We start from the raw sequence: 19925 nt of genomic DNA on the forward strand, positions 1-19925 counted from the left end.
TGCCGTAAATTAACAAATGGATTCATTGCCACACACAAAACTGGTTGTAATCGTCGCGTTCCCGAACCTGCCTTTGTTAGAGGTCGCAGGTCCCGGGGATGTGTTTTTTCACGCCTCAAAAGCGATATTCGAAAAGACGGGAGTTGAAGATACGTATCATGTAATTGTCATAGCAGCTGATGGTACGGATCAAATCCTGACACGGTCAGGTATTACAATTGCTACCCCTGTGAAAATCGATGACATTAATCAGCCTATCGATACAATGCTGATTGCCGGTTATAACTTCGAGAATTCAATGATCGAATCTTCTGATTTTTACAATTGGCTGGCAGATATTTCTGCAAAGGTGAGACGCATCGGATCGATCTGCGTCGGCACTTTTGCACTCGCAAAAGCAGGGCTGCTCTCTGGAAAAAATGTAACTACGCATTGGGACAAAGCGGCAAGACTCCACCGAGACTTTCCTGATGTACATGTCGATTCATCACAATTTTTTATAAAAGACGGCAACATATATACTTCCGGCGGAGTTTCGTCAGCAACAGATTTGTCGCTGGCACTGGTTGAAGAGGATTATGGACGCGAAATCGCCGTTACCGTGGCGCGTCATCTTGTATTGTATCTGAAAAGACCCGGATATCAGTATCAATTTGGAGATTTGCTTCCGGTAAATGAATATGAACAAGGCGTACTTAGTAAAATTCAGGAATGGATGGTCACAAATCTGCATAGAGATTTGAGTGTCGAACAGCTTGCGGCACACAGTAATATGAGCCCCAGAAATTTTGCCCGTGTTTTTCTTAAAGAAACTGGACTCACTCCTGCTAAGTTTGTTGAGAAACTGCGTGTCGAAATGGCCAGAAAATTACTTGTTGAAAGCGATCTTTCTATCGAGCAGATTGCAGAAAAAACAGGCTTGGTCAGTATGGTTTCCATGCGGCGGATATTTTTAAGAAATCTCATGGTGACACCCAGTCATTACCGCAGAGCGTTTAAAACGACGCTGAATGAAGTCGAGCTAACATAGCCACAATACTCCAGTTTATGCAAGTATAAACCAGGCAACTGCCCGATATTCATAATTTTATTATATTTGCAGCTGTAACAAAACACTGCACAGGTTCATGTGAGATCTCATTTCTTTCAGAAAAAACAATAAACAGGACTTTTTAAGCTCCTGTAATTATTCATTTTAGAAAGAAATAAGATGCTTATTTTACAGAATATAACCTACATCCATCAGGATAAGGATTTATTGTTTGGAAACATAAATCTTACTGTAAACAGACAAGACAAAATTGCGTTGATCGGCAACAACGGTTCAGGGAAATCGACGCTGCTGAAAATACTGGCAGGATTACTGAAACCCGCCGAGGGCACAGTTAAATCAGAAGATTCCATTTATTATGTTCCTCAGATTTTCGGACAATTCAATGATCATACAATTGCGCAGGCGTTAAATATTGACAAAAAAATAAAGGCGTTGCGGGAAATTCTGGATGGCCGAATGACTGAGGCGAATCTCGCTGAACTTGATGATGACTGGACTATTTCCGAGCGCAGCGATGAAGCTCTTTCGCATTGGAAACTGGAACACCTGGACTTATCACAGCGAATGGAAAGCCTCAGCGGAGGACAAAAAACCAAAGTTTTTCTTGCCGGCATCTTAATTCATAAGCCTGAGATCGTGCTTCTGGATGAACCGAGCAATCACCTTGATAATCAAAGCAGAACGATTCTTTACGATTACATCCGATCCACTAACAACACCCTGATAGTTGTAAGTCACGACAGAAAATTATTAAATATATTGGACACCGTTTATGAACTGAGCAAAAAAGGCATATCGGTTTATGGCGGGAATTATGATTTCTACGCAGCGCAAAAAAATATTGAGATTAGCGCGTTGAATGAGACTTTAAGAAACAAAGAAAAAGAACTTCGAAAAGCCAAGGAAATCGAGCGGGAATCCTTGGAGCGGCAGCACAAGCTTGATGCGCGTGGTAAGAAAAAGCAAGAAAAAGCTGGCTTGCCGACAATTGTGATGAATACCTTAAAAAATAATGCAGAACGCAGTACGTCACGCATGAAGGATATTCATGCCGTAAAGGTTGATGCGATTGCACACGATTTGAGCCAGCTGCGTGGCGCATTGCCCGATGTCGACAAGATGAAAATGGGTTTTGATAATTCCTCGATTCACAAAGGAAAAATACTTGTGACAGCCGAAAATATCAATGCCGGATATAACGGCGGGCTACTATGGAAAACGCCCTTAGATTTTCAGCTGATCAGCGGAAGCCGGATTTCAATTCAGGGTGTTAATGGTTCAGGAAAAACGACGCTGATTAAAATAATACTCGGCCAAATGATACCCCGGGCCGGTGTCCTGCACAGGACAGAGAATAGCGCAGTTTACATCGATCAGGATTATTCTCTGATTGATAACAGTCTCAACGTGTATGAACAGGCGCAGCAGTTTAACTCCGGAATCTTACATGAACACGATATAAAAATCCGTCTTAACCGGTTTCTATTTGGTAAAAATGATTGGAACAAACAATGTGTAAATCTCAGCGGAGGAGAAAAAATGCGGCTGATGTTATGCTGTCTGACCATCAGCAATCAGGCGCCGGATATCATCATACTCGATGAGCCAACAAATAATTTAGATATTCAGAATATTGAAATCCTGACCGCTGCGATCAATGAGTATCAGGGGACATTGCTGGTCGTTTCTCATGACAGCTACTTTTTGGAGCAGATCAATATTGAGAAAGTTATTACATTAAATTAAGCAACGGAAATATGACCATATTCAGCCAAGGATTTTCTTGACCTGAATATGGTCGTAATGATTATTAATTTTGAAGCTTAGGTCGCCAGATCATCCAGACTCCATTTAAATTTTTCAACACAGGAAAGCAATATTCCACCTCCGGTAAAAACAAATACAGGATATCCGAAAGGCGCATAAATACCCAGGAAAATTGCCATCAAAATTCCAAAAATCAGCGTAAGTAAAGCACTCCCAAGGGCCATTAACCGGGTTTTGAAACCAAGTATCAAACAGAAACCAAACACCACTTCGAGAATCGAAACGATAGCTCCCAAAAAGTTCGCAACCGCAGGGCTTACAACCGGAAGTATAAGATTGGTATAATTGGCAAAATTTTCCCAGTTCCCCCAATTGACATTTTTTTCTCCCGGAGCGCCCAGTATTCCCAGACGATCACAAACGGGAAGTAAAAATCCGATTCCCAGTGCCAGTCTTAAAACCAACTGAGGGTATGTATCTGCATTTTTCATTCAATGAAGATTTAATGTTCACATCATGGTTACCAATAAATTATTCAGCTGGCCTTTAAAGCTAAGTCTGGCAGATCACCTGCATTCAGAGACTAAAATCACCCGATCATTTTTGCAAAATGATTGCAGGCCAGGTGATAACCCTGATTAAGATAAAGGCGGTGCGCATCATGCAGCATATAGCCGCTATCAAGATGCACGGCGTTAATTCCCATTTTTTTTCCTTCGTCATCAACAAAGTCGAGCAATCTTTTGGCATAACCTTTTCCCCTGCATTCAGGCGAAGTATACAGGTCATCAATATAAATGATTGGCCCAGTGCGAAGCATATTGATGATACGGTATCCCGTAATTGCTACGGCTTTTGTTTCCAGGTCGTCACTGATATAGGCCAATGTAAAGCCATCCTCCATCATCTGTGAAACCTGAGATACGAAATTTTCCTCATCAACATTTGGGCGAAAAGCGAGTACTGCTTCTTTGCAAAACTCTATTTCCTGACTGGTTTTTGCGATCTTAACCTTCATGGTAATTATGCTAACTGCTCAGTATTTTTAACTATTTCAATGTTTAGCTTTTCAACGGTTTCTTTAATCTGCGCCTCTGCTTTGGCAATGGCAACCGCCCTTTCCTCCGCCGCCGCGAACTGCACGGGATGTACGTCAATAAATGTAATATCAGTTAACCCCATGAAACCAAAAACTACTCTTAAATATGGTGTCAGCTGATCCATAATCGTCATATGCGCAGGTGCAAAATCGCTACCGCGGGTGTTGATCACAAACACCTTTTTATTGTTCAGAAGTCCCACAGCGCCTTGTCCGCCAAGCTGAAAAGTTCTGTTAATCCGGACGATATTATCAATAAATGTCTTGAAATTTGACGGGACCGAAAAGTTATACATCGGCATTCCCAGCACATAAATATCAGCATCATGCATTTTATCTACCAGGCGTTCAGACTCTTCAAGTTCGGCAATCATTTCCGGGGTTCTTTCACCCGGCGCTAAATAGTTTCCCTGAATGAATAACGCAGACGGGTGACTGGGCGTATTTATTGATAAATCCAGATAATCGATTTCCACATTTTTGAATTTTTCAGTCAGCTCGTTGACGAAAAGTTGGGATAACGCTTTTGAAACGGAACGTCCGTTGCGAATGCTGCTGTCGATATGAAGTACTTTCATTATAATTTGATCATTAAAGTTTATCAGAATCTGGGGGACTTTAATACCGACCCAATCCTATTTTTACATTTTATTTAAATTCGGGCTGCATTTTCAGGCTGACTCCGACGCGGTTCCAGGCATTTATTACCGTAGCGGCCATGATAAGCTGTGCGGTTAATTCCTCTCCAAAAAGACGAACGGCGTCAGAATAAACGTTGTCGCTCAACCCGTCCTCATGAATTAGCGTAATTTGTTCTGTCAGCTGCAAGATGGTTTGCTCCTGCTCAGTGAAATGATCCGTGGCTTCTTTCCATACCGGAATAAGATTGATTTTTCTAGGATTAATATTCAGGGAAATTGCATCCTGCGTGTGTTTGTCCACGCAGTAAGCGCAGCCATTCAAATGCGACGCCCTGATCTTTATTATTTCCTGATACCACTTGTCAATCTGCGAATCGCGGATAACGTTATCCAGGGAAACTAACGATTGAAAACCTTGATGAAACTTATTGTTAATAGCAAGTCTGGCACTCATAATTTTTGGTGTTTAAATTAGATCTTAACAAAAATAATGATTACCTGTACTACCTTTGCCGTACAGTTTAAACGTATTTCATAGTACAGATAACCATGTATAACATTCTTCTGAAAATTGATAGGGATTCGTCACAACCTATTTATGTTCAGCTTGCTAATGAGATGATCCAACTTATTCGCAGCGGTGTTTTAAAGCCGGGAACAAAACTTCCCTCAATAAGAAACATGGCAAAAGAGCTTGACGTACATCCCAGAACAGTAGTAGCTGCTTATGACGAGATCGCCGCGCAAGACTGGATATGCAGCAAACCGCGCTCAGGCATGATTGTCGCAATGAACCTGCCTGAACTAAAACCAATCAATTTCCAGTCAGATACAGAACAACCTGCTGCAAAAAATATCTTTTCGGAAAGTCATGATACATTTCGGTATAAGTTAATCATCAATGATGGTTTTCCTGACCACCGGATTGCTCCTTTTGAACAAATCATGAAGTATTATAAACAGGCTTTTTATCAAAACGAATCCGAAAAAATGTCCATGTACAGCAATTCTTCGGGCAGCTTCCGGCTCCGAAAAGCATTTTCCGCATATCTGGGTGAATCAAGGAGTTTAGCTGTTAATATGGAAAATATATTAATTACGCGAGGCGCCCAAATGGCCATTTATCTTGCGGCTTCGCTACTTATTAAACCGGGAGACGAAGTACTCGTCGGCGATCCCGGCTATTTTCTGGCGAACGCTGTCTTTGAACAGTTAGGTGCCAAGCTGACAAAGATTCCCGTTGACCAGGACGGGATCGACGTGGACATGATTGAAAAAGCATGTAAGCGAAAATTTAAACTTCTCTACATTATTCCTCATCATCATCACCCAACCACAGTTACCCTCAGCGCTGCCAGGCGTATGAAACTGATTTCTTTGATTAAGCAGCATCAATTTAAAGTTATTGAAGATGATTATGACTACGAGTTTCATTATGCACACCGGCCAATTCTTCCACTTTCGAGCGCCGAGCACGATGGTCATGTTCTCTATATTGGTTCGGTCACAAAAAGCCTAATTTCTTCAATGAGAATGGGTTATCTGATCGCGCCTTCTGAACTAATTTCCAAGGCAACACATCACAAACAACTGATGGATATCCGCGGCGATCTGTTATTTGAAGACGCGTTAGCCAATCTATATGAAAATGGCACCATGCAAAGACACATCCGAAAGTCCCTCAAACTTTATCAGCAGCGACGTGATATTTTTTGCAGGCTTTTAAAAAATGAGATTGGCAATGAAATCTCCTTCAAAATTCCCGACGGAGGAATGGCCGTTTGGGTGGTTTTTGACAAAAAATATAATCTTTCAGAATTATCTTCTAAGGCTGCTCGTCAGGGATTACGTCTGTCAGACGGCTCGTTATACAATTCGTCCACGGCCAACCTAAACGCTGTCAGAATGGGATTTGCTTCGCTTGACGAGACAGAAATGATCGCTATCGTTGCCATCTTACGAAAAATTATGAATGTTTAAAATTCTCACAATACATTAAATATTAACAATTTAGAAATATGCCATTTTATCCAAATCCTCCGTTATACCTCTTCCTGGAATTTTGCGTTGAAATCGCTTTTAATATCAATCGGACAACTACTTCAGGCACCTGATTTTTTTTGTCCGGGAATTCTCTAAATATTTCAAGACAAAAAGTGAAGCAGTGCAGGAACTATGAAAGCAACTGCACACCAGCGATCTTTATACTGATTTGGTTGAAAATTAATGAGCCTTACAAAAGCTCATTAATTCTAATTACTATCTCATCTTGCATTTTAATTAAACGCAATGTCTTAGAAAGCATCTTGCCGCTATAATCTCCCCAAAAAACGCGTACAGGTAATTTTCTTAGTTGGTTACTCACGCCAAAAAGCTCTGAAAAAGTGTAATTTTATGAACCGTTGCTTGTATTTAGATAAAACTTCGATCAAAATGTTCTTTTCAGATATATAGCCGAGAGAATATATTTCTGCCCCTCTGAACAGAAAAAAAATACTAACCTAAATCTGTATACGTTAATAAGAATCAAATATTTTAGTATTGCCATTTTTCGCTTAGTTCTGTCATTTCGCTAATCAGCAAATCATTAAGTCAATAGAGGTTTTTCTGAATCCGCATTTCTTCAAAGATCAGCTCTTTTATTTTTTCTCTTATGCTCCTTGTTTTAGGCCTGACCTTCGTTTTTTTATGAGTGTGTTTTTTATTAATATCATGATAAATAGATTCTCATATCCGGATAATATTCATCGATTTGACGAAATTCACTTTACTGAATTTCATTATTCAAAAGTAAATCTAAACCCTGGCTACTTCAAGGTACATTTTCCCTTAAAATTAGTATATATGACGGGTTGTTTTTTAGTAGATCTCAAATGATGAACGGAGTGTTGTATCATGCTTTCAGCAAGTAAAACAATAAAGGGAAAACGCTCCAATATGTTTATTTCGAAAACTGTACATACTCAGGAATTAACTGAAATTCTGCCGCGACCTAAAAGAAAAACCTTCGGCGAGGTGATATGCACCGCGGACAAAATCCCGCCAGGGTATCCACTTTCCCGGGTCGTTATTAAACGAATGAAAATTTAATATTATCAATTACCCATAATTTCTCTTCGGTGGGCCAGTCCCCAATAATGCAGTTCTTCCATAACTTTTTCGAGCGACTTACCGTGAGCTGTAATTGTATATTCCACAGTAGGAGGAAAAGTGTCGTACACCTCTCTTTTGATCAGTCTGTTCCCTTCGAGGCTTTTTAATTCCTTCGAGAGCGTCTTATCGGTTATTCCGATAACTTCTTTTGAAATTTGCTTAAAACGCTTCGGGCCAGACGACAAGGTAAATAGTATTAATAATTTCCATCTTCCTTCCAGCGCCTCCAGCGCGTCTTTAATTGAAAGGGCATTTTTGGGACAGCCACCAGTAGTTAACATTGTTGAAAGCGATTGAATTTACGATACTATCCAGTTGGAAAGCGCTATCCAAAGTGGAAGTGCTTTCTGTTGGATAGCAAATGTAAATACTTTTGACCGTTCAATAAAAACAAAATATCATGAAAAAATCAGCGTCGTTTAAACTTATCAATACTGCTCTTTGGGTGGCACAAAGCCTTCTGGCGATCTGCCTGGCATGGTCAAGTTATATGAAACTTTCTCAACCTGTTGAGAGATTGTCTTCTATGTGGTCTTGGACTGCTGAGGTATCCCCTCTGCTTATCACTTTTACAGCCATTGTGGATTTATGTGCCGCATTAGGTTTGACCCTCCCCTCCTTGCTTCATATACAGCCCCGTTTGACACTCATTTCAGCTGTTGGCCTGATCTTGCTCATGATTTGCGCAAGTGTATTTCATATTTTACGAGGCGAAACAGCCGAGATCGGACCTAATATCATTTTTGCAATGATCGCTGTATTTATAATCTGGGGAAGGTCTGGAAAAGACCGATACTGACCAGGTAAGGGATTCTGAAAATATGACGATTATAAAACCATTCGCCACATCGTTAGACTCTGTTAATCAAGTAAATAAATAACTTATAGGATTATTGAAGATAGTTGTTGTTTAACTGTTTTTCAACAAAATAATATAGTAAATTAGCTTATCATTTTACTTGCAGGAAATAGCAGCATTATCATCAACGTACAAAAGTTAAATTAAGATTCACCTAGCGAGATTTAAAGCCTGCCGGGTGTATTCTGTTATTTTGTATTAAAGAAAACTCAGCTGGTTTGAACTATGGAGCCTACATCAAATATTTCGATAAGCTCAACATCTGATTATAAGATTTTAATCGTCGAAGACGAGTACATTATCGCCAATGACCTCGAAATTATACTTCATTCTGCCGGCTATCCGGTGATTGGGATTGCTAAATCGGTTTCTAAGGCCAAAGCATTAATTGAAGAAGAAAGGCCGGATATGGTATTGCTTGATATCTATCTTAAAGGTGGGGAAACGGGCATCGAACTGGCAAAAGAACTTGAACAAAGCAATATACCTTTTATTTACACATCGGCTAACGACAATCAAAGCGTGCTGGAATCGGTCAAAGACACCAAACCGAGTGGATATATTGTCAAGCCTTTCCGAAAAAAGGATATTCTTTCTGCACTCCAAACTGGAAGAACACTTCATGCACAGCGCTCAGAACCTGTCGAAGGTGAAGTAAAAGTGCTGGAAAACGAACTGATCAATGCGTCATCTGATACGGAAAATTGGGATGATAATCTGTTGACTATTGCCAGATTAATTCAAAAACATGTGCCCTTCGATCTATTTACAATCCGTCGTCACAACCAGGCAAAAGCAGACATTTTCAATTATCATCGCGTCGGTTTTGACGAATATCAGATTTTAAGCGTTCACGCCATCCAGAAGATGACAGTTTCGAGTGCCTCCATCGGTTCACTTTCTTCCCAAACGTCTAAACCTGAATCAACATCTGTTTACGGGGCGGATCAGCTCTGCATCATTTGCAGCAAGGATTCGTACATTGAACTGCTTGTAAAGACATTTAAGATGGAATCGGCATTGGCAACCCAGCTTAGGACCGGCAGCGGAGATTCGATTTCAGTTTGTTTTTTAAGTAAAAAACCAGATATCTATAATCCTCATCACCAGCTATTTTTGGATAATATTAACCAGTCATTGACTGTAATCGCCGAAAGTATTTTAGGCCGGCAAGTAGTAAATTAAAAGACACGAAAGACAGGCTGAATATTTAGTTAAAAAAGTTGAATCATTCCTTGAAGGTCAAAATTTGCAGAATTAACCCAGCCAGTTAATCTTTAACAAGATTACGACAATCAAACATCCTATGCATCCCAGTCAGGTTTATGACTTAATATATTTTATTTTAAGTCGGCTAAGATCGATTTCCTTTTTTCTTTGTGCGTCGTATCTGACCCTGCTTGCCGGATTTGCAAAAACGCAGCCTATCTCAACAGCGACGGCTCGAAGGTTAATAAAGGAGTTTGAGTTGGTAAAGTCTGATACCATCCGGGTGAACGATCAGTTGGTTTTAGGCAATTATTATCTAAAAAAAACGCTGAATCCCCGAAAAGATCTGGATAGCGCTTTGCTCCTTGCAACACAGGCATACGCGTTAAGTCTTCGCTTAAAATTTGTCAAAGGGTTGGAGAACGCTTCTGTTTTGAAAGGCAAGATTTATATAAAACAAAGAAACACTGCCCCTGCGATACGTCTTGCAAATACTTTAAAAGATACCAGTCGCATCAAACTGCTGATTGAGTTGGGAACAAATTACCTGCGGCCAACTTTCACTCAAAAAGCAAAACGTGACAGCGCAATGCTGTTATTTCAGCAAGCTGAACGAATCAGCATGAAAATTGGTGATCAAAAATGGATCGAAGAAAGCCAATCGATGATTGGAACCGCTTATTTATTAGGAAAAGATTGGCAGAACGGAAAGGCTGTTTTTTCGAAAGTAATTGAAGCCAGGCAGAGAGCGGGCGACAAAGCTGGTGAAATAAACGCTCTCTTAAGACTGGCTACGACCACCTTTTGCGATGATTGCCGGGAGAATTTGATAGCTTTGGAAAAAGCACTTTTGCTGGCACGACAAATCGGTAACCCTGCGCAGGAAATGATTATTCTGATGGAAATGGGTTATGAATATTTTCAATTAAACGAAGGAGATACCAGAGAAGTAGAGCAGAAAGCATTGCAAGTGCTGGCCATCCAGAAAAAGTTTGGTTTCAAACCGCTTAATCAGGCCTATCGTGCACTGGCAGAAACTAGCGTTTATAAAATGCCCGGGGAATATGGCTATCTGTCAAACGCCTATTACCTTCTGTCAGATGTCAGTCAGGCAAAAGGTGATTTAAATCAAAAGCTTTTTTATGTTCTTGAAGTTGTTAAAAGTATAGAAAACAGCGGATTACATGATGAACTCGACTATACATACTATAAACTTGGAAATGCCTATTATGAGCTGGGCCGATTTGATAAAAGTATGGAATATCATCAAAAATCGCTGGAGCTCAGTCATAAAAAAGGACAGCTTTTTATCCAGGTTGGGCTGGCAACCAGAATGGCAATGACTTTGCTAAGGCAGGGAAAAGCATCAGAAGCACTGGCCATGTTACGCAATATTACAGGTAAAAACATGACGTATGCTTATGAAGATAACCTTTTGCTCGCCCAGACTTTTGGCGCGTGCTACAAAGCCTTAAAACAAAATAAACTTGCAGAGAAATATTATTTGGAAAGTGTGGAATGGAGCAAAGAAACGACATCCTATTTTCAGTATATGGCGTGGCGGAGCATAAGCCAGTTCTATGTTACAAGCGGACAATATAAAAAAGCAGATATCTATTTAAACAGACTTCTTGCGGCACCTTCCACCAAGATAATTCCGAGCCATCAGATCGAAGTCCAGTTGATGAGTTTCAAGGTCGACTCTGCACAGGGAAATTATCCTGATGCTATCAGACATTATCAAAAATATCAGGCGCTTAACGACTCTATTTTCAATGAACGGAAAAGTAAGCAGATAAGCCAATTGAGTATCCAGTACGAAACAGAGAAAAAAGACCAGGATCTCAAACTAAAACAACAGGCAATTCAGCTTTTGACTGAACAAAGTCAGCTTCAGCAAAACCAGCTGGAACAGGCTGCTACGCTGCGGAACGGCGTGATTGCGGGTGCTATTTTGCTAATTCTGCTATTGGTACTCGGATTCAGCAGCTACCGCCTCAAACAGCAGAACAACAGGTTGCTCGAAGCAAAGCAGATAGAAATAAATCGCAAAAATCATTCACTGGAACTTATTGTCCAGGAAAAGGATCATTTGTTAATTGACAAAGAACAGCTTCTTAAAGACAAAGATCATCTTTTAGAGGAACGGGAATGGATGCTGATGGAAATGCACCATCGTGTAAAAAACAATCTACAGATTATTTCCAGCCTGCTGCACTCTCAAGGTTCCTTTTTAAAGGATAAGGTTGCGCTGAGCGCGATCCGAGAAAGTCAGAACCGGGTGCACGCAATGGCTCTGATCCATCAGAAATTATACCAGACAAACCGTTTGTCAAGCGTTCCAATGGTTACTTATGTAAAGGAAATTGTTGATTATTTAATCAATTCTTTTAATATGGCAGAAACTGTTCATAAGGAGATTTCAGTAGCACCGATTGATTTGGATGTAACTTTCGCCGTTCCGCTGGGACTAATTCTCAATGAAGCGGTAACAAATTCCTTGAAGTATGCATTTCCCGGCGGCCGGACGGGCACGTTACAAATTGAATTTATTGAAGAAGGAAACAGAACTTACCGCCTTGTAATCGGGGATAACGGAATTGGATTTCCGGCTGATCTGAATCCTTCTAAAAGCCGAACACTTGGAATGAGTTTAATTCGCGGCCTGAGTGAACAGATTGACGGCATACTTCACATCAGCCAGCAGAATGGCGTACAAATCAGTTTGACATTTGTGGAAGAAAAAAATGTGCGGGTACAAGCCTGAAATTTTGAAAAATATATCAGGCTTGTACCCGCACAGAACCTGACTATACTTTCTCATTTCAGCGATTAGCCCGCTTCGCATTAGAAAGTCAAGGCGGATCTATTTAAGTTTTAAAGATGGATATTGCCATAATCGTTGCTTATCATTATTTCTGGCCCTCATTGCTGATTTTTCCATAAAACCAATCCTCCGGTAACGACCTATTTGTGCCGGAATCGCTTGTTTTAATCATTTTTTCAGCGTTTTGCCTGATACTAAAATAACTAAAAATTTCCTTGCTGTGCTGTTGCCTTCAGATTTGCTTTCCCTTTCGAAGGGTTAGCAAAGGCTACATCTTCAAGAGTTATTTTTTCAATTTACGGTTGGGAGCGAAAAAAAGCTAAACTATTAACAGCCAATACCTACACTATTCGAAAATGAGATTTGCCATATTAAAACCGGATTAAAAATTGTGTACAGATAAATTAAAATCAACTGTAACTGCCCAGTATACGTTTTTTTGTATTTATTTTGTAATTAGTCTAAATAATAAAAATTTCGGTACTAAGTTTATGGTTTTATATTTATTCGTAATGAACACTATCAGCATTGCTAAAATCTCTCTAACTGATTTCTGCTTTAAAGGCAAATCGCCTTCCTTTTTTTTTCTGATATTGTTTTCAATCACAACCTTCATGGCCAGGGCGCAGTCTGATCAGGCTGGAATTATTAAAGGGATCGTTACCACAATTGACGGAGCACCCGCACAAGGTATAGCTGTGAAACTAAGAAACACCTCAAAGGGTACCATAGCAAACACAAGTGGCAGCTTCGAATTTAAAAATCTTCCGATAGGTGATTACGTCGTAGAATTTTCAATGATCGGTTACGAAACATCAACCGCAGAGGCTTCAATCACGGAGGCGAAACCAATGGCCGATCTTTCCGTTCAACTTGATTTTACTTCCCGAAAACTTGACGAGGTGATTATTAGTAGTGGCGGGAACCGGTTTGCAAAAAAAGAAAGTGACGATGTTTCCAAAATGGCGATATCAAATATGGAAAACCCGCAGGTTTACAGTGTAGTTAGCAAGGAGCTTATGAAAGAACAGATCGTCACAGATTATAACAGCGCTTTCAAAAACGTTCCCGGCGCAGGAATTGCTGAAATTCGTAACCAGGGAAGAACTACCTCCATATCCAGAGGTTTTGCGACGCCTCAACTTGTTCGTAATGGCGTAGGAAGTTTTACCTATTCTTCAATTGACCCGGCGAACCTCGAACGTATAGAGGTTATCAAGGGTCCTTCCGCAACTTTATTTGGAAGCACACTATCTTCTTTTGGGGGATTGTTCAATAGGGTTACTAAAAAGCCATTTGACACTTTCAGGGGAGAAGTTTCATTCTCTGCCGGTAGCTGGGACCTCAACCGACTCACACTTGATATCAACACCCCGCTCAACGAAGACAAATCTGCTTTACTGCGCGTCAATACCGCCATGCATAGCGAAAGAAGTTTTCAGGATGCAGGCTTTGCACGTAATTTTCTTATAGCGCCTAGTTTTTCTTATATCGTAAATGATCGCCTTACTTTGCTGTTGGATGTGGAATTCAGCGGATATAAGTCGACGTCTCCAATGCGTGTCACACCATCAACGAGGGGAAAAGCCAGAAGTGTTACTGAACTTGGAATACCGTATAAATTGTCTTTTGCCAATAATACCATTAATTACTCGGGCCAGCAGTATAATATTTTCGCCCAGATCAAGTACAAATTATCACCCCAATGGACCTCGCAAACGGTCGTGTCAAGAACAAGATCTTCTGCTGACGGAAATGTAGTTGGTCTGACCATCCTTACCGATTCAACGTTACGCCAGACTGTTACCAATCAGGATTATCCTTACTACGGCACCAATTTCCAGCAAAACTTCATCGGAGATTTTCATGTGGGCCCGCTGAGAAACCGTATTGTAGCCGGAATCGATGTTTACAGTCTACGCGCTAGCAGAAACGATGCTTCGGTAAACATGCCCGCAATCAATTTTAAGAAACCAGGAAGTGCATACAATAATTTTAACTTATCGAAGGTCACGCCATTGCTAAATGCAGCTACTTTCACCAATTTTGTTTCCATCAACGAACGAACGTATAGTGCATATGCGTCAGACGTATTGAATATTACTGATCGGCTATTGGCAATGGCCAGTCTTCGCGTTGACCGTTATTCGAATCTTGGAAGTTATTATCCTGCCACGGATTCCACCGGCGGAGATTTTAAACAAACAGCATTGTCGCCAAAGTTTGGAGTTGTCTATCAGATCGTTAAAGATAAAATATCCATTTTCGGTAATTACATGAATGGATTCAGCAACGTTAGCGGATCTGACTTTTTTGGCAATACATTTAAACCAAACCAGGCGAACCAGATTGAAGGTGGGGTAAAACTGGATTATCGTTTCATCACGGCAACGTTCAGCTACTATGATATCTCGGTTACCAACGTTACCCGCGACGACCCCGAGCATGCGAACTTTTCGATTCAGGACGGAACTCAGCTAAGTAAGGGTTTTGAAGCTGAATTAATTGCTAATCCTGTATCAGGTCTGAATATTGTGGCTGGTTTTACCTACAACGATAGCAAGTATACCAAGAGTAACGAAAATATTCAGGGATATCGCCCTACAACCGCAGGCCCTCCCCGCATGGCTAACTTGTGGATCAGTTACCGACTCGTAAAAGGAGCCGTAAAGGGGCTGGGCTTCGGCTTTGGCGGAATCTACGGCAGCGAGTCATACCAGAGCAATACCAAGGCATTTACTTTCACTATTCCATCCTACACAGTATTGGATGCGTCTGTATTTTATGATAAAACCAGATTCAGAATTGGATTAAAAGCTGATAACCTCACCAGTGAAAAATACTGGTCCTACCGTCTGGCGGCTCAAAACCCTTTAAGAGTTACGGGTAATATTACTTTTAAGTTTTAATAAAAAGGGTCTGTGACTATAAAGAAAGCAATTGCACAAATACACCTCTGGCTTGGACTTGCGTCCGGGCTCGTCGTGTTTGTAATCGGCCTGAGCGGAGCGACGTATGCGTTCGTGGATGAACTCAGGCCGATAATTTACCGCGACAGGCTTTTCATAAAGCCTGAACAAACGGCTGTCTTGCCGCTTGATACCTTACTTTCCGTTGCAAAAAAGGCACTGAATAACCGGCCAATTGCCAGAGCAGAAATAAGTTCGCAAACTGATCACACCTACATGTTCCGATCCCAAAAACTTGATCCGAACGGACTCACCTACTGGGATTATTACCAATATTATTACCGGGTTTATATCAATCCTTACAACGGAAAAGTTGTTAAAATCGAAAATACAAAATATGAGTTTTTCCAACTTGTGCTAGGTTTGCATATGCGGATGATGTTTGGTGAAAAGATCGGGCATTATGTCGTTGGCGGATCGGTGTTGATGTTTGTCGTCCTCTTAATCTCCGGCCTGACGCTCTGGTGGCCAAAGAAATGGACGAAAGCTGGCCGCGACAAAAGTTTCAAAGTCAAGTGGGGAGCCAGTTTTAAACGTGTCAATTATGATCTTCACAATGTTTTTGGATTTTATGCCTGCTTGATTTTGTTGATTACGTCGATAACCGGGCTGATCTGGATTTTTGACTGGGTAGAAAATTCTGCAAGATTCGTAGCTAACGGCGCGACAGTCGTCGCTAAAACAAAACTTCCAACGTCGGATTCTACGTTTTCTTCCCATAAATTGGGCATTGACCAGGCCTTGCTCACAGCGCGCAAAAGGAACCCCGGAGCACGCTCGTATCTACTGATCTTTCCCACTAAATCAAACGGAACAATCAACATTTCGTCTTATATGAAAACCTGGAATCGCTACAACCGTTCGCAGGAAAACTATGACCAATTTTCCGGAAAATTATTGCGATCTGCTTCCTTTTCCGAACTCAATTCCGGGGACCAGCTTTACCAGCTAAATTTTGATTTGCATACGGGAGCCGTGCTTGGGCTTCCTGGGAAAATACTGACATTTTTCGCAGGGTTGATTGCAGCTGGTTTGCCAATTACGGGGTTTATTATTTGGCGCGGACGAGCAAAAAAGAAAGTGAAGATTTAAGACTAAAGAGTATTTAGTCGATTTTGTGAGAAGTCAAAACTCTTACATTTCTATGGAATTAAATACAGATTCCTGACAACTGGCTGTTAAAAAAATTTAGAATTGCGACGTCAGTTTTGCTAATTGAATGGTCAAATTCCAATCATTTAAACGACTGCCGAAATTCCAAAGGCGACTGTTCCGTTTTATTCTTAAACAATTTGCTGAAGGACTGTGAATGCTCAAATCCAAGAGCGAAAGCAATCTCGCTAACTGACAAATCCGTACCGGCCAGTTTTTGTTTTGCAATTTCTATAAGCTTGCCGTGCAAGTGTTGTTGTGTATTTTGCCCGGTCAATACTTTCAGAAGGCTGCTCAGGTAATTCGGTGAAATATTTAATTCCCCAGCGACCTGTGCAACCGTTGGCAGCCCCTTTTCTGTTAGAGCGGAACTGTTGAAATAAGAGTCTAAAACTTTTTCCAGGCGTTCGAGAATTTCATGATTTGCGATCTTTCGTGTAATAAACTGCCGCTGATAAAACCGGTCCGCGTAAGTCAGCAATAACTCCAATTGGGCAATAATGACCTTCTGACTGAACTGATCGATATTGGAATGGTACTCCTGCTTCATATTTTGTACGATCCCATTCATCATCGTTTCTTCTTTTTCTGAAAGAAATAGCGCTTCATTTGCAGCGTAACTAAAATATTCATACTGCCGGATGGTTTTGGCCAGCGACGTATTCCAGAGAAAATCGGGATGAATCAACAACATCCATCCCGATTGTTTTATCTGTGCGTGTTTGTCAAAAATAAGCTTGAAGGGCTGTCCTGGAGCCATAAAAAACATAACGCCCTCGTCAAAGTCATACGCATTCTGACCATATTTGAGTTTATAGTTCAGGTTTCTTTTCAGAGCAATGGAATAAAAATCCTTGATCAGATGAAGCTCTTCTACGCGGAGATCATTCATCAGTTCGACGTTAATTATGCTGATCAAAGGATGCTCCGGTCTTGGCAACTCCCTGAATTCATGAAATTCGGTGATCGTTTTGAACCGGCGAGGGTGGATGTTCGACATAGTACAATATATCAATTATTTCTGTGGGATCATAAAATCATTTCTATTTGAAATACCCCCCGAGCTCTATGTCTTCAATCAAACCGGCATGCACAGGATTCCATCCCAGCATTTCTTTTGTCCTTCGAGACGAAGCAGCACAATCCATGCCGGCGAAATGATTAAACCAGGTAAAATGTTCTGCTGTCTGTTCCGATGATTTACTTTCGGCGGGAATATTCGCCCCCTTTCCAACTGCTCTGGCAATATCCTGAAAAAGGATTCCTTCCTCTGCAACGGCATGATACCGTACACCACAAACAGAAACTTTTTCCAGCGCTAATCGGTACAAGGTTGCAGCATCAAGGCGATGTACGGCCGGCCAGCGGTTTTCTCCCCGTTCTTTGTACACGGAGACGCCCTTTTCTCTTGAAATTCCAATAATTATCGGCAGGAAACCGTGATCACCTTCACCATGTACTGTCGGCGGAAGGCGTAAAACAGACACGCGTACACCCAGCGCTGCAACGGCATCCGCGGCTTTTTCAGAAACGATTCTTGGATTTGGGTTTAAATCGGATGGCATATCCTGCTCAGTTGCCAATCTGCCTGGCGTCGTGAGTAAACCAATACCGGAAGTGACAATAAACGGACGGTCAGACCCAACCAGCTCAGAACCTATTGCTTCGATAACTTTTCCGTCAAGTTCACACATTTCCTTGAAACGCGTAAAATCGTGAATAAAACCCGTATGGATCACGCCTTCGCAGGATGCTGCACCGTTTTTCAAACTTTCCAGATCCCGCAGATCTCCCCGGTATACCTCAGCACCGGCAGCAATAAGTGATCCTGCTCCGTCATCAGAACGTGCAAGACCAAGAACCTGATGACCATTACGGATCAACTCCTGAACGACTGCGGAGCCGACAAAACCAGTCGCCCCTGTTACAAAAACTCGCATATGACTAAAAATTTACTTTTTGTTTATGCAAAAGTCCTGAACTGTAAACAGAGTTAGGTAGTCAAATCCATCGTTGCTGTAGTCAAATCCAATATTTTTTCACGCGTAAAAAAATTTAAAGCGCAACAACAGATCCCTGAATGTGAGTAATCGCTTTTCACTGCTGGGAAGGGATCCAGTCTGAGAAGATATTTTGGAGCGTATATTTTTCACGTTCTTTTTTTGAAAGTTGGTTAGACCATGCAACGCGATTTTTCGGATTTGCGCCATCGCCAGAGCTATTGAATTCTGCATAAAATGCTGTTTTTTCTTTTTCAGGGAACATATTATCGCCCTTCCAGGGATCCCAGCCCTGACTCACAATATGTTTACCCATTTCTGTATCAATAAAAACAGTCTTACAGTAAGGTCGCCAGGGCCTTCCGAGATAAACTTTGTTTGCCTCATCAGAAGCGGTCAGCTTGCAGTTTAGAAAGACATAACCAAAAGCCTGATTTTTCGTTGTGGAAGCAGCGGTAATGTAGGAATCTGCCAGACTTTTGATCACGCAGTTTTGAAAAACTACCGTCGCTTCTCCAAAAATAAAATCCGTTGTTCCTGCAATGAAACAATCCCTGAAATAATTTCGCCCATCTTTCGAGGTATACAGTGTATCCTGATTTCCTAAAATATCACAATTATGAACATCAATCCTGTCGGCTTCGGTAGCCAGCGCAACAGCCTGCCCAACCCGACCAGCTGTGTTTTCTATTGTCAGATTTTTGAGGCTGCAATCGTTCGCCTGGATTAACAGCGTGTAAGAGGTATAGGTACTAAACTTGCCATTTTGTGTAAAATCTTTGCCCGGAAAATCTTTACCCGAAAAATCACCATTGGTGATTACGGTTTCTTCTTTACTCTCTCCGATTAATGAAATGTTCTTTTTCCATGCCGGAATAACAAGTTTCTCTTTGTAAATTCCCTTTTTGACTAAAATAACTGCCCTGCGCTCGGAGTGATCTCTCACAGCATTTACAGCTTCCTGTATAGTCTTATAATTTCCGCTGCCATCTTGCGCAACGGTAAACTTTTGCTCAATCACTTGCACCTGAGCGTGAGTGATAGTACAACATAGTAATGCAAAAAACAGAATTCCGGCTTTCTTGAACATGATATAACTCGTTGCTTTTATTAATATTACAGACCTAAGAATGAATAGAAATTTTAATTTCGAACAGGGATTTTTTTACTTTAATATTGAAAATTTAATTTCAAC

General features: G+C 41.0%; 16 protein-coding genes. 8 read left to right on the forward strand and 8 right to left on the reverse strand.

Annotated elements, in window-relative coordinates; all coding sequences use genetic code 11:
* The first annotated feature begins 16 nt into the window (after positions 1–16).
* Together BMY70_RS22135 and abc-f are read left to right on the forward strand one after the other, a co-directional pair.
* Positions 17–1030, forward strand: coding sequence for a GlxA family transcriptional regulator (locus tag BMY70_RS22135; RefSeq protein ID WP_090338480.1), 1014 nt, complete (start codon positions 17–19; stop codon positions 1028–1030).
* A 180-nt stretch (positions 1031–1210) separates the two neighbouring features.
* Positions 1211–2800, forward strand: a complete 1590-nt coding sequence (gene abc-f / locus BMY70_RS22140) for a ribosomal protection-like ABC-F family protein (RefSeq protein WP_090338481.1) — start codon at positions 1211–1213, stop codon at positions 2798–2800.
* A gap of 77 nt (positions 2801–2877) precedes the next feature.
* On the opposite strand, the gene BMY70_RS22145 is transcribed toward abc-f, so the two are convergent.
* The 4 genes from BMY70_RS22145 to BMY70_RS22160 form a co-directional block, all read right to left on the reverse strand.
* On the reverse strand, positions 2878–3312 hold the full coding sequence (locus tag BMY70_RS22145) for a DoxX family protein (protein WP_090338482.1): 435 nt from the start codon (positions 3310–3312) through the stop codon (positions 2878–2880).
* A gap of 98 nt (positions 3313–3410) precedes the next feature.
* Positions 3411–3839, reverse strand: a complete 429-nt coding sequence (locus BMY70_RS22150; RefSeq protein ID WP_090338483.1) for a GNAT family N-acetyltransferase — start codon at positions 3837–3839, stop codon at positions 3411–3413.
* Positions 3840–3844: 5 nt separating this feature from the next.
* Positions 3845–4498, reverse strand: coding sequence for an FMN-dependent NADH-azoreductase (locus BMY70_RS22155; protein WP_090338484.1), 654 nt, complete (start codon positions 4496–4498; stop codon positions 3845–3847).
* Between the two features lie 70 nt (positions 4499–4568).
* The gene (locus tag BMY70_RS22160) at positions 4569–5015 is read right to left on the reverse strand and encodes a carboxymuconolactone decarboxylase family protein (RefSeq protein WP_090338485.1); all 447 of its coding nucleotides are present in this window, start codon (positions 5013–5015) and stop codon (positions 4569–4571) included.
* Positions 5016–5110: 95 nt separating this feature from the next.
* Between BMY70_RS22160 and pdxR the strand changes: the two genes are divergently transcribed.
* Positions 5111–6541 (forward strand): MocR-like pyridoxine biosynthesis transcription factor PdxR, encoded by a 1431-nt coding sequence (gene pdxR / locus BMY70_RS22165; protein WP_090338486.1) that lies wholly within the window; start codon positions 5111–5113, stop codon positions 6539–6541.
* A gap of 1115 nt (positions 6542–7656) precedes the next feature.
* On the opposite strand, the gene BMY70_RS22175 is transcribed toward pdxR, so the two are convergent.
* Entirely contained in the window at positions 7657–7995 is a 339-nt protein-coding gene (locus tag BMY70_RS22175; protein WP_090338488.1) for a winged helix-turn-helix transcriptional regulator, read from the reverse strand.
* A gap of 119 nt (positions 7996–8114) precedes the next feature.
* On the opposite strand from BMY70_RS22175, the gene BMY70_RS22180 reads away from it, so the two are divergent.
* The 5 genes from BMY70_RS22180 (at position 8115) to BMY70_RS22200 (ending at position 16670) form a co-directional block, all read left to right on the forward strand.
* On the forward strand, positions 8115–8513 hold the full coding sequence (locus BMY70_RS22180) for a DoxX family protein (RefSeq protein ID WP_090338489.1): 399 nt from the start codon (positions 8115–8117) through the stop codon (positions 8511–8513).
* 285 nt (positions 8514–8798) lie between these two features.
* On the forward strand, positions 8799–9758 hold the full coding sequence (locus BMY70_RS22185; RefSeq protein ID WP_090338490.1) for a response regulator: 960 nt from the start codon (positions 8799–8801) through the stop codon (positions 9756–9758).
* 121 nt (positions 9759–9879) lie between these two features.
* Positions 9880–12549, forward strand: a complete 2670-nt coding sequence (locus BMY70_RS22190; protein WP_090338491.1) for a tetratricopeptide repeat-containing sensor histidine kinase — start codon at positions 9880–9882, stop codon at positions 12547–12549.
* Positions 12550–13223: 674 nt separating this feature from the next.
* A complete protein-coding gene (locus BMY70_RS22195) occupies positions 13224–15518 on the forward strand; it encodes a TonB-dependent siderophore receptor (RefSeq protein ID WP_218148667.1) in 2295 nt (764 codons plus the stop codon).
* Positions 15519–15530: 12 nt separating this feature from the next.
* Complete coding sequence (locus tag BMY70_RS22200) at positions 15531–16670, forward strand: PepSY-associated TM helix domain-containing protein (RefSeq protein ID WP_090338492.1); 1140 nt, start codon at positions 15531–15533, stop codon at positions 16668–16670.
* 142 nt (positions 16671–16812) lie between these two features.
* Here BMY70_RS22200 and BMY70_RS22205 read toward each other — a convergent pair whose 3' ends face one another.
* The 3 genes from BMY70_RS22205 to BMY70_RS22215 form a co-directional block, all read right to left on the reverse strand.
* A complete protein-coding gene (locus BMY70_RS22205) occupies positions 16813–17730 on the reverse strand; it encodes a helix-turn-helix domain-containing protein (RefSeq protein WP_090338493.1) in 918 nt (305 codons plus the stop codon).
* A gap of 43 nt (positions 17731–17773) precedes the next feature.
* A complete protein-coding gene (locus BMY70_RS22210; RefSeq protein WP_090338494.1) occupies positions 17774–18670 on the reverse strand; it encodes an SDR family oxidoreductase in 897 nt (298 codons plus the stop codon).
* A gap of 157 nt (positions 18671–18827) precedes the next feature.
* A complete protein-coding gene (locus tag BMY70_RS22215; protein ID WP_090338495.1) occupies positions 18828–19820 on the reverse strand; it encodes a pectinesterase family protein in 993 nt (330 codons plus the stop codon).
* Positions 19821–19925: the final 105 nt, after the last annotated feature.

Origin of the sequence: Dyadobacter koreensis (assembly GCF_900108855.1) — a bacterium.
GTDB classification, from domain to species: Bacteria; Bacteroidota; Bacteroidia; order Cytophagales; family Spirosomataceae; genus Dyadobacter; species Dyadobacter koreensis.